Source organism: uncultured Shewanella sp. (assembly GCF_947501665.1).
Classification (GTDB): Bacteria; Pseudomonadota; Gammaproteobacteria; order Enterobacterales; family Shewanellaceae; genus Shewanella.
In genome coordinates, this window is record NZ_CANMWS010000008.1 from 125,072 (window position 1) to 138,187 (window position 13,116).

Genomic DNA, 13,116 nt, shown 5'->3' on the forward strand with positions numbered 1-13,116 from the left:
CTTAAAATCTATTTCATAAAAAAGTATTATGCTTATCTCAGCGGATAATGCTGCTCATCGGCCCAATAGTAATCTTTATCGGTAAATTTGGGTGCAGCTTTAGGATCCGCTTTTTGAGTCAGCTGATCGAGGGGCAAACGGGGAAAGGCTAAATCACCAATGCTTAATTGCGCCCGCACACTAAAGTGGGGCTGAAATGTCTCAATACGAGTACCAAAACGCTCGAACAGCCCGATATTGAGTTCAGAATTTTCCTTGGGTACCTTAAGGTTAAAACTCATTAAATATAATTTACCTTCAATGGTGTCAATGGTTTCAATTATTGGACTATTGGTTTTCGCTTGTTGAATAATCTCTATGGTAGGTATAGGTTCTGAACGAGTCGTTCGAGTGATCATCTTCGTGCCTTTTTTAATGGCTTGGCGGGCAAAAAAGCGTAAGTTCACTTGCTCAGCATTCAGTAACTGCAACAAGTTACTGCGCACTAAAATACCGTGGGTAACGCCCCGCTGCTTAAATTTGGCGATGGCCTCGGGCGGGAATTTAATTTTATCGATGGAGTAAGTGCTGATGGACAGCGACATCACAAGATTAATCAGCTGCGTAAAGGCCTCTTGAGGCTCTTGCAGCTTGGCATAACTGCCATTGGTCGCCGGCTCGTCACCAAAGGGGCCATTTTTTAGCCACGTCTCTATAGGGGTGTCTTTAAAATAGTAGTACAGCAGGCCCCCTGCTACCGCGATGCCTATACCGAGCCACGCAATGGGGCCAAAGCCTAAAAAGCCACTGCCTGTAAAGAAAGTAGAGGCAATACTGGTCATGGCCGTGCCCACCGCCACCATGCCCATGGCCATGGCTGCGTCATTATCTTGCTTACCAATTAAGCGCACTGTATCCCACACCGCAATGCCCGCGGTAAGCATACCGGCAGCAAAACTGGCCACCCTTAACAACTGTAAGTGCTCCACTAACTGTATTTTACCCGAGGCAAAGGTAAAGCGGGCAACGGTATCTTTAGAAAAGCTGTGCAACACTTTGTTACTCAACTTCACTACGCGAGAAGCATCACCAGCCAACAGCTTATAAGCATTAACTAATGCGATACTTAAATCAAATGCTGCACTAAATCCTGTAGCCGCAGTATAGCCAAGGTTATTTTTTAAATCAGCAGCTTGAAGTGTATTCTTTAAATTGATGATCTCAATGGCCACCAGCCAATAGGGCAGCCGTAATTTTTCATAGCTGTTGCTGATACTGCGACCTTCTTTATGCAAATCATCCAGTACTTGTTTCAGCTTCATTTTATCTTTGGCCAGCTCACTGTTTTCGGGCACGACCACCACGGAAGCCTTCTGGCGACTCAGGGCCGCTCCTGCGGTGGCCGCATTTTGATCCAATTGTGACTTTTTGGTGGAGGCGATTAACTGGCCATTGTCATCGTGCAAGCTGCCATAGGCCACATTGCCTTTGCCTTTTTGATACTTATGAGCTTTCTCTGCTTCCGTGACGCCATATTTCAGCCCCGCGCCGTGCACACCCACCACATAACCTTTTACTGCTTCACCTGTGGTGGGCACATACACCATTTCACTTAAATACTTGGAGTTCACTGCCTTTAACGTGCTTAAGACTGGGGCATACAAGGCGGTAAAATTAATCTGCGTACTTTGCTTCATCGTCTCCGTTTGTAACTTGAGTAAAAGTTCAAACAGACCTTCAAAAACATTGCCCATTACCCCTGATATACGCCTAAAATTGCCAAATTGACCTTCACCGTTATCCACCATTTTGGTGGCCAGCAATAAATCAAGGGTTTCGATTTTATCTTCACTCATGAGCAAGTTATCATTGGCCCAGCGAGCGATGTTAGCTGGAGTGGCCAAGCCTGAGCCATCGTTATCCGCCTCAGGCGGCGTATACTTGCCATCGAGTGGAACCTCATCGGTACTGACAAATAAAATCGAATGCAGGGGATGTTTATCCTCAGGGTTTAACAAAGAGGCTAACGTGGCTAAGTGAGCGTGGGGCTTTTTGTCCTCATCCGGCAATAAAGTATCCATGGCATCGGGATCCATATTGAGCGCTCCCACGGCTCTGCCCGCTATAATATGGGCCGTTGCGCCATTGATGTCATTAAGTGAGCTGAAATCTTTAAGGCAAATGGCGGTTTGCTCATCATTAAACACTTTAGCCAATAAATCTTGTAACACTCGGCAATCACCGCGAAACTGACTGCGCTCGATACTGCGAATGCGGCGATGAAAGGCAGCGCCATAGTTGGCATTAAGCTCATCACTGAATTTATGGTAGGGATTGGTTTTATCACCCATCTTTTTGGGCATAATAATGCGCTGAACTAATTCAGCACTTTGCACATGAGGTTCTTGCCCCGCTTGGGCTTGCACGCCTTGTAAATAATTAAAGCAATACAGCGTCATGGCGCTGTGGTGACGTAATATAAAGCTTTGATCGACAAAGGGTAAGACATATAATTTTCGTGCTTTCGCATCTTTAAGGTAATCCAAAGACTTACCCACATCATCAAAAGCCATGCCTTGATTGGCCGAACCTGTAATTTCAGCCAACGCGGCAGATTTAGCGCCATATTCTAATTCAAGTTCCGTTTTATTTTTAAAGACTTCAAGCGCACTACTCCCCCCCTGTTGCAGTTTTTCTTGCTCCACTTTGACTTTTTGATACAAACTCTTGATGTATTCACCTGATAAATCACGGTTAAACAGTAAAGGATTAGCCAGTTCCAGTTCAACTTCAACAGCCCGTGCACGCATGGGTTTTAACGTTGATGCTTTAATTAAATCTTTATCTCTATCGATGTTCACCTGATGAAAAGCCACCAGGCGTTCAGCTAATGCAGCTTCTGTTTTTTCAAGATAGTTTAACCTTGCACCACTCCATTGCACCTCTGAATAAGCGATACGTAAATAAGTCCCCTCCTCATTATCTTTAGCGGGCAGCCAAATATCATTGAGCGGCGCGCCTATCGCGACACGGGGATCGTTACTAAAAGGTTTATTCCGCCCTGCACGATAAGCATAAAGATTCACATCTTTAAGCTGTACACTGCCATCATCTTGAGTGCGAATTTCAATTTCTCGCCATGCTCGGCCGTGATAAAACACATATAAATAGCCATTACGTACGGGCGCTAACCTGTCTCTGTCTTTAAGGGACGTGTCAAAACTGGGCATTAAGGTCAGTGGCATGATGGCATGCAATAAATAGTTTTGAGTGTCGTCCGCAACCCGCTTTGACGGCACGACATCATCATACAAAGGCAGCATAATGTCTTTCGATTCTGTGTTGTCTTCTGATCCTGTTTTGACCGCCAACCAAGCATTCAATGGTTTAGTTTGTTTGCTCCAATTCCAACTATGAATACATGAATCATCGAGTAGCTCGGTTTCTAGATGCTTCTCAATAAATTCTTGTTCTGTTTCATCTGTTTCATCAAATAATTTGATACATTGTTCATCGCCATGCTGGATACCAGTGACTTCGATAAAGAGTTTTTTCCCATCACCATCACAGGCCGGTCCTTGGCTAATTTTATTAACTGGCATACAGAGCATCCTTTCTTAGCATAGTGTCTAAAAATTGTAATTTTTCGTTAGCGCTTAATGTGTTCAAACTGGGATCGGACAAGCGCGCTTGATTAATCTCTGGGTATTGTTGACGCAAGAGAAAGTAAGCATCAAGTTCTTGAGCTTGATAAAAACCCAATTGTTCAGCCTGCTTGATATAAGTGCGGTATACATTGCGTTCATTCAAACTCGGCATCGATGACATGGCCTCTTTAAAAAAGCGTACAATATTTTTGTCATCAAATTGCAGCTCTAACGCTTGCTGTTGCGACTCTCGTAATTGCCATAACGGAAAGTGAGCTTGATTATCTGATGTGTCCATATCGAGACAGAGATCGTAATTTGGCTCTGAATTCGCCACTTGTCGCCATTGGCCTTGGGTCTCTCCTGCATCACTTCGCCATTGCTCATACCAATGCAGATATAATAAGGGCCCCATCCATTCTTGAGTGTCTTTGAGCTGGGCTTCTCCAAAAAAATATCGAGCAATATTAGGGTTTTGAAAGTGAAACACCCCTTTTCGTTTACCCGAAAATTGGATCAATACTCGATGGCGTAAATAAGTCAGTAACATCTCAAAAGAGACGCTAGCCCTAACAGAGACAATGATCCCCGACCAAGGTGATCGATGGGAACCTGTGCTTGAAGCGATAGACCATTTTTGAGCATTAGATTGAAATATTTCAAAAAGCGGATCATCTTGAAAAATATTCACCACATAAGGGCTTTGCTCCATTAAATCTGCAAGTGACGTGTCAATATAAAGTGGGGCGATATCGGCATGACCCGCATAGGTATATACTGCTTTGGCTAATTCGGGGTGAGTATGCCCTATAAAATAATGTGACAATATAACACCATCGCTATCTTGTTTAGGTAAGGTAAATGTCTTACTCATCGCATTTACCTACAAGGACAATCAGTTAATGGGCAAGAGCCGTCAGCTTGTTTTTGACAAGCCTGAGTAATAGCCGTGTCTTCACGTTGATCGATGATCATTTTGTGCTTCAGTGCAGACGTGACAGTAACTGCGGCTGGGCTTACATTTGATCCCGCCTCAGACGCTTCATTAGCCGCGAGTTCAACGGCGGTGTAATCAAAATTAGCAGCACCGATCTCACTTTCAAGTGTGGCGGCCTGTATGGCCAATTCGCTCGCTTCGGGATTAATGGCATCATCAAGGGTTTCAGGTAATGTCGGTTTTTTCGGGCTGGCACCCGTACCGCTGCCTTTACCGCCCCCGGCGTTAAGGTTAATAGCTGAACCTGACACATGCACGCCACCACTGTCGACTTTAACAAAACTGCCTCCCGCTTTAACAGTAATGCCCTTTGCAGCCTCTATCACCACTTTTTGGCCCGCTTTAATATGCATTTCACTGCTGGCTTCATCCACCCACAATTGACCTGCTTTCACATGCAAATGACCGCTCACTTGTAAGTGATGATCTTTTTTTACTAATGTGCGCCGCTCCCCCTCAATATTCACATGCTCGTTCCCTCCTACTTGGGTAAAACGCTCACCTTCGACATGATTATGCTGATCATGTTTAATGTCTTGTAGATGATCATGTTCCACTAAGGTATTCATGTCTTTTTGGCCATGAAGATAAATCTCTTCTTCACCCGCTTCATCGTCAAAGTACAGTTCATTACTGCCTTCACCTTTATGAGACTGGGTTTTCATCACCATGCGGCTTTGATGTGCTGGCAAAGGATAAGGTGGTAAATTCAGTGCATTATGCGTACGCCCCGTCACTATAGGCTGGTCTGGATCGCCTTCAATAAATGAGACGATTACTTCATGGCCAATGCGTGGCACTGACATCATGCCATATTGACTGCCAGCCCAGCCTTGACTCACTCGCACCCAACAGCTGGAGACATCATCGCCATTGCTGTATCTATCCCATGGAAATTGTAATTTGACGCGGCCAAACTCATCACAATAAATCTCTTCCCCTTCAGGGCCCACCACCAAGGCTTTTTGTACACCATTCACTAAAGGTTTAGGACTCGGCTTTGCTTGCCAAGCAGCGTTTGCAGGGATCACAGTGAACTGATTATTAAAGGTGGTGGGAGTCGTACTGTTAGTTTCTTCAGCAGCCGCACCTTGCACGCCATGATGGCTGACTTGAATAAGCAACCAATCTCGATTAATTGTGTCATCACTGTGTTCAGTAAGTGAAAATTTAAAGCCTGATTGCATGGCCATAATATTGCCTTGACCTGTCGCTTGCACTGCATCACGGCGTAAATAGTCTAGCCTTGCTTGGGTGAACACTTGCCCAGAATCATCATTCTTAAAGCGGCCAGGAAAATCAAAATGTTCATAGGTTTCATTTTGATATTCAAGTTCTTCTGCCAAACTTTCTAATAAATAGCCATAAGCAGGATTTTTAAAACTGGCGTCTTTTAACCTCACGCTAGATGGCTTCACTTGATGTGTTAAGGTAAACTGCCGCACAAATGGCTGAGAAGCCACGCCACCACTTAAGGCATTATAAGGCACATTGGCGTGTAAATAACTCAGCTTTAAATTGGAATCACTAAACACTAAAGTATGACTGGTAGTGGTATGTTCAAAGTGATAAACCAGCCCTTCTTCCGCCGCAAGACGAGCAATAAAATCAAAGTCCGTTTCACGGTATTGCACGCAATACTCACGCAATCTTTCATCTAAAGTCGGATCGCAATTAAACGCAAAATCGGTGATCCCCATTTCATTCAATAACACCGAAATAATCGATAAACACCCGAGTTCCTGAAAAATACGACTGTTTTGCCGTAACTTGAGTCGTGACATCGCGGGCACTAAAGTGACTTGATATTGAGTATGATGATGCCCAGTATCTCCTTTGGTAAATTCACTCACGATACCATGCACTTGGCGTTTTATCTCACCATTTATCGCCCATTGCATTAATCCAGATAGATCCACAATATCCACAGGACTTAAATCACTTTGGCGACTCAGCAGACTCAACTTAACTTCAAAAGGCGTGGATAAGCCCTCATTAAAGCTAAACGCCGTTAATTCAAAGCACTCAGGATCCAGCCCTTCGGCAGTAAATTGATATCGTAATCCTGTGCCAGCTAACATACCGCTTGCCACTGGCTCATTGCTTGTTGTTGCTTCGCTAGATGTCGTCATAGCCGATTAAAATCCCTTTTATTCCAGTCCCATTCAAAACATGTGCATTGTTAATATGTCACTCATTCAATTCGATAATAACACCTTAACAATATACATTTTTTATCGCATCGATATCCCCTTAAAACATCAATAAACAAAAAGGCTTCATTTTTGAAGCCTTTTACTTAATACTCAATTACTTGAACATGGAGGTTTAACTCAGCTGACCCCTTCCATCACCCGTATTTAAGTCTATTTATCCAAAGCACATTAACAGCAAAAGCTTAGGCTTCAGTTGGCTTACGCCAGTCATCTGCACCAGATGTCCCTGCTGTGGTGTGATCCCAATTAATCTTACGATAAGCAAGCGACACTTTAACCAGCTGAGTGAAATCAGATTGACTAGGATCTTGACAGTGTGGCATATGGCAATCGATATCGACGATAGTAGCCCCTTCTAACGAAGTCGAGAAGAAATGCTCTTGCTTACCTTCAATCGATGTGCGATACCAATTAAGCACAACGGTGTTGAGTTTTTCACCTGTTGATAATGCGTTATACATTAACGGCACCGCTTTATTTAATGCGACGGTAAAAATAAAGGGTTTGTGCACACGTTGACCTGAAGGCTGACCTGATTGAGGATCGGTTGGTACTGTCACAACATGGTTGAACTCTTGTACTAGCATCTCATCTTCATGACCTTCAACGAAGATATCGCCTACAGAATCAGAGGTGAAAGCACCAGCAGTAATATTACCCTGAGTTTGGCCTTCGATTGAAATATAACATGGAGTTGGCATAGTTTAATTCCTTTTTAATTAACTACTTATTTATTGTTGATTGTCGTTACTTTACCCTAGGGTCTCACTCACATCAGCGAGAACATCATTGGATAAAATGACAAAGTAAGTCCTTTTTCGTCAACTTACTCCGAACGATCCAGCTACTCACAACTGCATCTGATAGATGCCATGCTTTACCAACAAATAGCACTTCAAACACAGTCATGTGAAAAGATAATAGCGGTGTCTCATTTACTTTCTACAGTCAAAAACATCACTCACTATTCGCTTTTCTTTATTCTTTTTTGCACTTAACATCTTTTAATAAAGCATTTACCGTGCCAACTTTTAACACTCTGTTTTTTAAGAAAAAAATATTTTACCATTAATCACCCAAGCAATTTCTTGCCTAAAATGAGCAAAAACTTGCCCGACCGAGCAAAAAATTGCCCAGCTTGTCATTGCTAATGAAGCACAAATCGAACCCCATTGTTCTTGAAACAAGCGATTTATTCTCTAGTAGGTGTATTGACTCATTCAAAACTCAGATCGGCATAACAAAGTAAATTTATGGACTAAATTTCCGGACACCCTTCATTAATGGCACTCACTATACTTTCTTACTAATATTGATTGACGGGCAATAGAAGGAGTTTATTATGCCACGTCCAAGAAGAAGTTTGATTAGCATTGAAGCCACCCCCTATTATCACTGTTGTAGTCGTGTCGTAAGGCAGGCTTATTTATGTGGGGATGACAAGCATACAGGCAAGAATTACGATCATCGTCGTGGTTGGGTTGAATCTCAACTACTTAAATTATCTGATATTTTTGCCATTGATGTCGCAGCATTTGCAGTAATGAGTAATCATTTACATGTGGTGCTTTATATTGATATCAATCAAGCGAATACCTGGTCGGATAGGGAAGTCGTTGAGCAGTGGCATCAACTATTTAATGGCACAAGGATTACGCAACAGTTTGTAAAAGGTGAAGTGATTGAAGCCCACCAAGTGACTCAATTAAAACATCAAATAGCAACCTATCGTGCACGATTAAGTGATATTAGTTGGTTTATGCGATGTTTGAATGAACCTATAGCCAGGCAAGCGAATATAGAAGATGATTGTACAGGGCATTTTTGGGAAGGTCGCTTTAAAAGTCAAGCCTTGCTTGATGAAGCAGCGCTGCTGGCTTGTATGGCCTATGTCGAACTCAATCCCATTCGTGCGAAGATGGCAAGCACTCCAGAGACATCTGAACATACTAGCCTTAAACTCCGTATTGAAGCAGCATTAGTGGGTAAACAACCCGAACGCCTGTTGCCTTTTATCGGTAATGAGAGTCAACATCAAGCCAAAGGTATTACTTTTGAATTAAAAAGCTACCTTGAACTTGTTGATGAAACAGGTCGCCTAATTCTTAATAATAAGCGAGGTGACAAGCGTGGTGCTATTAATGAAGCGGTCATACCTATTTTAAGTCGGCTAAATATTCCTAAAGACAATTGGATTAAAATAGTCAATGAATTTGGTCAGTTATTTCATGGCCCTGTTGGTACGTTAGAGGAATTAAGTCATTATTGTGGGCATTTAGAAAAAAGGCGACGACATTTTTCTAAATGTTGTCAGTATATGCATCTAGGCTAGCATCCTGCTGTATTTCAAGATAAGAAAGCTCAGTTTCAACTGAGTCGATATCCTACATTCAATATTCACTCATTTCACCTATATCACTCTATTTTACGATATCGTTATCAGCAACAATGTTAAAAATAGCTCAGATCATAATTTGATGGGCCCAGTGTGTTGAACGCTTATAAAATGTGAGCTATCTTATTGATTAGTAATGGCTGGCTTTAGCTCTCATTCTTGCCAGAAAGCTCGACGCACAACTCAACTACAACAATGATAATAAGAGGGACTCTTCGATACTTATCTGTTTTTTTCGAGGACGTAGCATGAAACAACCTAACTTAATCAATACCTTTATACCTCTCAAGTTAAGTCAAAAATATAAAAATGGGAAGACTACACAATGGCAGTCCTAATTATGATCCCTAATTTTATTTTCTAGATTGAACGTCGCTTTTACTTCTGAGAATACAGAATATAATGCGTACTAAAAAATACGCATTATATTGATATGGTTTTTTAGCTTTAATAGCAAAAAATTAAATGAGTTTAATAATCTGCAGTTAACATATCATCGTAGTTACCGTCATTGTCGGTATCAAAGTAAGTGAATACGTCAGATTCAGAGGCAATCGCTAAATATTCATCACCATTTAGATCACTGATGGTGGTGTATTCAAACTCATCATCATCACAGACAGTGGCATTTCTATCGCCTTTTAATACGACAAAGTTGTCATTATCTAATTCACCGGGTACGCCGTTATCATCAAGGTACCACTGGATAATGGCATCACTTTCTGGATTACTGGTGGCATAAACTTCACCATCAGGTAAGGTATCTCCATTGGCAATGGTTGAGCAAGTAAATGCACTATATTCTTCCCCTGCTGAGCCATCATAAGCTTCGTCATTATAAACTATGATAACATCGCGATTATTTTTTGTATCAACGGCCACAAAGTCAAAATCTAAAATAGCATCATACCCATGACCCACAAAAAAGCGATCAACCCAACCGCCAGCGCCTTCATAGTAACTATCGACAGCTGACTCTTCATCTTCAGCGGTTAAATCATAGGCAGAACCACCACTCATAACATCAATACCAGCCACATCATTAAGGCCAACAATGATATCGCGCCCCTGTCCGCCAAAGAGCTCATCGGCATAATTGGAGCCGATCAAGGTATCTTCACCATCTAAGCCCATAATATAAGCCGAAACCTCACCACCATCGGGCAATTCACTGGCAATATTAGAGAAAGTGTAGCCTGTTATCACATCATTAAAGCTGCCGCCGAATAAGAATTTAGCTGAGGTGCTAGCATTATTAACACCAGCATATACTGTCGGACCCGTACTGCCATAAATATACATGCTTTGTTCATTTTCAAGGACAGAATCATTTAATAAGCTGCTGTAATCATTTTCTGTGTCATCATCAATGCTATTGATGAATTCATCATCAGCTAACACAGCGGTAATATCATTACCATCTTCATCCTCATAAGTGCCTTGGGTATTTTTAATGACAGATACTCGAGTATCTTTAAGCATATCGAGGTAACTTTCAATCACTGTATTGTCAGAAAATGAATTATAAGAATAGCTTAATCGGCTATCAAGATATGTCATAAAGTCAGAATCAAACCGCACTAAGGCCAGTACACCGCTAGGACTAGATACCGCGGCAGGTGATACACCAGTTTCAATTTCAAAGTATGCCCCTTGATTATCAAAAGAGTGTAAAGGATTCCCAGCACCATGGCTTACTACCAATATATCCTCAGGATTAAAATCATTAATTTCGGTATAAGACACAATATCTTCTTCATAGGTATCGGGCAAGGTTGCGCTTTTTGCCACTCCATTGCTACCAAAAATATAGGTACTTAACGCCGATGAGCCCATACCATAAACGAAACTGCCAAAGGGGCCAAAGCTACCTAAGCCAGCCTGAGCAATACTACTGGCTAAAATAGAGCCACGAGAAAATGAAGTTTGTAAGAACCAATTATTCCAATCAGTGCCTGATACGCCAGTTGTACTGGTTCCTCCTGGGATCAGTGATTCTGTATAAGCTGATATCAGAAACATATCCGCACCTGTACCGCCAGAGACGTAATTTTGATAACCATGACCCGCTGGTCCTGCATTGATAAAATCACCGCCATCACCACCATCAACGGTGTCGCTGCCAATACCGGCATTAAGCACATCATTGCCGCTATCACCGTTAACAATATCGTCTCCAGCCTTAGCTTCTATATTGTCGTCATCATCGCCGCCATATAACTTGTCTGATAAATCGGAGGCGATAATGGTATCGTTACCTCCTTCTCCATAAATTTCTCCGTTAGAATCAATTGAGGTTAAGGTGATAGCGTTAGCGGTACTCGGCCAAGTATTCTCAATACTATCATCACCTTCTCCACCATAGACAATAGTATAGTGATGATCGTTTTCACCATCCTCGTCTTCATCTAACCACTTGCCATCCCCTCCCGACTCAGTCCGCTCATTAGCATACCAAATAATTTTATCTTCACCGTCATCTCCATAAACAACATTATCGCCAAAACCGACAATAAGCGAGTCATTCCCACTACCACCACGAATAAATCGCTCTATTCCATCGTTAATAGCATCATCAATTGCACTATCAGTAGCATACTTAGTATTCCCTACATAAGTATTCAGTTCACCACGAAAATGATCATCACCATCACCTAGATCAGCATAAATTGTCATTTGTCTTGCGCGTAATATATCATTTCCAGCTCCCATCAAAGCTGACATATGGAGATCATTTGCTTTGTCACTATCCCCCAGCCATCTCGACAAGATTTGTCTAACGCATAAGGATAATTAAGCTGTGCTTCAATATTAGGATGATCATTAACATATATATTCTGCTTAGTCGCTTGTCCCTCAAAGTCAAAATGCATCCATCTATGGCTACCATTACTCCCTAAATTCGTAAAGCCTTTAATAATGAGTGCTCCCTCAGAACTTTCTGTAGCAGAATACTTAAAGGCAGCTTCCTGACCTTTATTCTTACGCGTACTTTTTTTTATATATTTACATTCTCCTGCTCCAATGGAATTTAACTCGTCGTCTAAATTAACGTTATGTGTCTTGGATTGATTTGTATGCCTTTCTGTATCATCAACAGATGCATTAACTGCCGCATTAACACTTAATGCCGTAAGCGTGAGAGGAAAGAGTAAAGTTAATAATTTATAATATTTTAGCATCATCAAATCCCTAATTATTCTTATTTAATTATTTATAATATTCTTACTAAGAATGCCTGTTTTAGTTGAAATACCTCTCTTTTATTTAATAATGACATGAACTTAGTAAGGTTAAATAAAATAACCTTAAAATAAACACAGTTACAACAATTAAGCACTTAAAATAAATGAATTACAGGGAAATTTAACATCCAGCAGTAGAAATATCATGAAAAACTCATCACCACAGCATTAATACTTAACTTATTGTTTATATTTGGTTTTCATATTGCTTAATAGGGTTTTTGTAATAAATAAAAAGTATGTACATTTTCTAAACCCAATCGTTACCAAAAAGATAATAACGCTACCAGATATAAGCAAATAACTCAAAAAGGTTAAAAACGGGGCGTATCAATGGGATTTTATTATCAAATTATTTAGCCATAATAATTTCAATACCTATCCCATTAAAGTAATATTTCATGGAGAAAATAGTGAGCAATCAAAATAACACTTAACACTTATTCGAAAACAATTTATCAAATAATTCAAACACTTGAAAATGGACGTTTAAACTGGGGGATGGAGCCGGTGCTTTTGATTTCCAATCGACTTTTCAATGGGTGGCAACCAATTTTGGCAAAGCCTTTACGGGTGACTTTAATGGCAATGGCCTATTAGATTAGATATCGGCCTTTACAACCCTAACAACCTAAGA

At 41.2% G+C, this 13,116-nt stretch carries 7 protein-coding genes; 1 reads left to right on the forward strand and 6 read right to left on the reverse strand.

Annotated features, from left to right (window positions below; translation table 11 throughout):
* Positions 1-32: 32 nt before the first annotated feature.
* The 4 genes from Q0976_RS07775 to Q0976_RS07790 all read right to left on the reverse strand — a co-directional run bounded on the left by Q0976_RS07775 (position 33) and on the right by Q0976_RS07790 (position 7,540).
* Positions 33-3,581 carry a hypothetical protein gene (locus Q0976_RS07775; RefSeq protein ID WP_299492704.1) on the reverse strand — a complete coding sequence of 1,183 codons (3,549 nt, stop codon included), beginning with the start codon at positions 3,579-3,581 and terminating at the stop codon, positions 33-35.
* On the reverse strand, positions 3,571-4,500 hold the full coding sequence (locus tag Q0976_RS07780) for a DUF4123 domain-containing protein (RefSeq protein WP_299492706.1): 930 nt from the start codon (positions 4,498-4,500) through the stop codon (positions 3,571-3,573). The genes Q0976_RS07775 and Q0976_RS07780 overlap by 11 nt, the downstream gene beginning before the upstream one ends.
* 5 nt (positions 4,501-4,505) lie before the next feature.
* Entirely contained in the window at positions 4,506-6,755 is a 2,250-nt protein-coding gene (gene tssI / locus Q0976_RS07785) for a type VI secretion system tip protein TssI/VgrG (protein WP_299492708.1), read from the reverse strand.
* Positions 6,756-7,021: 266 nt separating this feature from the next.
* On the reverse strand, positions 7,022-7,540 hold the full coding sequence (locus Q0976_RS07790) for an Hcp family type VI secretion system effector (RefSeq protein WP_299492717.1): 519 nt from the start codon (positions 7,538-7,540) through the stop codon (positions 7,022-7,024).
* A gap of 641 nt (positions 7,541-8,181) precedes the next feature.
* Between Q0976_RS07790 and Q0976_RS07795 the strand changes: the two genes are divergently transcribed.
* The gene (locus Q0976_RS07795) at positions 8,182-9,171 is read left to right on the forward strand and encodes a transposase (RefSeq protein ID WP_299492719.1); all 990 of its coding nucleotides are present in this window, start codon (positions 8,182-8,184) and stop codon (positions 9,169-9,171) included.
* Positions 9,172-9,705: 534 nt separating this feature from the next.
* Here Q0976_RS07795 and Q0976_RS07800 read toward each other — a convergent pair.
* Together Q0976_RS07800 and Q0976_RS07805 are read right to left on the reverse strand one after the other, a co-directional pair.
* Positions 9,706-11,958 carry a hypothetical protein gene (locus Q0976_RS07800; RefSeq protein WP_299492721.1) on the reverse strand — a complete coding sequence of 751 codons (2,253 nt, stop codon included), beginning with the start codon at positions 11,956-11,958 and terminating at the stop codon, positions 9,706-9,708.
* On the reverse strand, positions 11,946-12,419 hold the full coding sequence (locus Q0976_RS07805) for a hypothetical protein (protein ID WP_299492723.1): 474 nt from the start codon (positions 12,417-12,419) through the stop codon (positions 11,946-11,948). Before Q0976_RS07805 ends, Q0976_RS07800 begins: the two co-directional genes overlap by 13 nt.
* Between the last annotated feature and the right edge of the window lie 697 nt (positions 12,420-13,116).

Excerpts from the sequence above, each read along its gene's own strand:
- Q0976_RS07775 (WP_299492704.1), bottom strand. The coding sequence starts at position 3,581 with ATGCCAGTTAATAAAATTAGCCAAGGACCGGCCTGTGATGGTGATGGG.
- Q0976_RS07780 (WP_299492706.1), bottom strand. The coding sequence starts at position 4,500 with ATGAGTAAGACATTTACCTTACCTAAACAAGATAGCGATGGTGTTATA.
- tssI (WP_299492708.1), bottom strand. The coding sequence starts at position 6,755 with ATGACGACATCTAGCGAAGCAACAACAAGCAATGAGCCAGTGGCAAGC.
- Q0976_RS07790 (WP_299492717.1), bottom strand. The coding sequence starts at position 7,540 with ATGCCAACTCCATGTTATATTTCAATCGAAGGCCAAACTCAGGGTAAT.
- Q0976_RS07795 (WP_299492719.1), top strand. The coding sequence starts at position 8,182 with ATGCCACGTCCAAGAAGAAGTTTGATTAGCATTGAAGCCACCCCCTAT.
- Q0976_RS07800 (WP_299492721.1), bottom strand. The coding sequence starts at position 11,958 with ATGTCAGCTTTGATGGGAGCTGGAAATGATATATTACGCGCAAGACAA.
- Q0976_RS07805 (WP_299492723.1), bottom strand. The coding sequence starts at position 12,419 with ATGATGCTAAAATATTATAAATTATTAACTTTACTCTTTCCTCTCACG.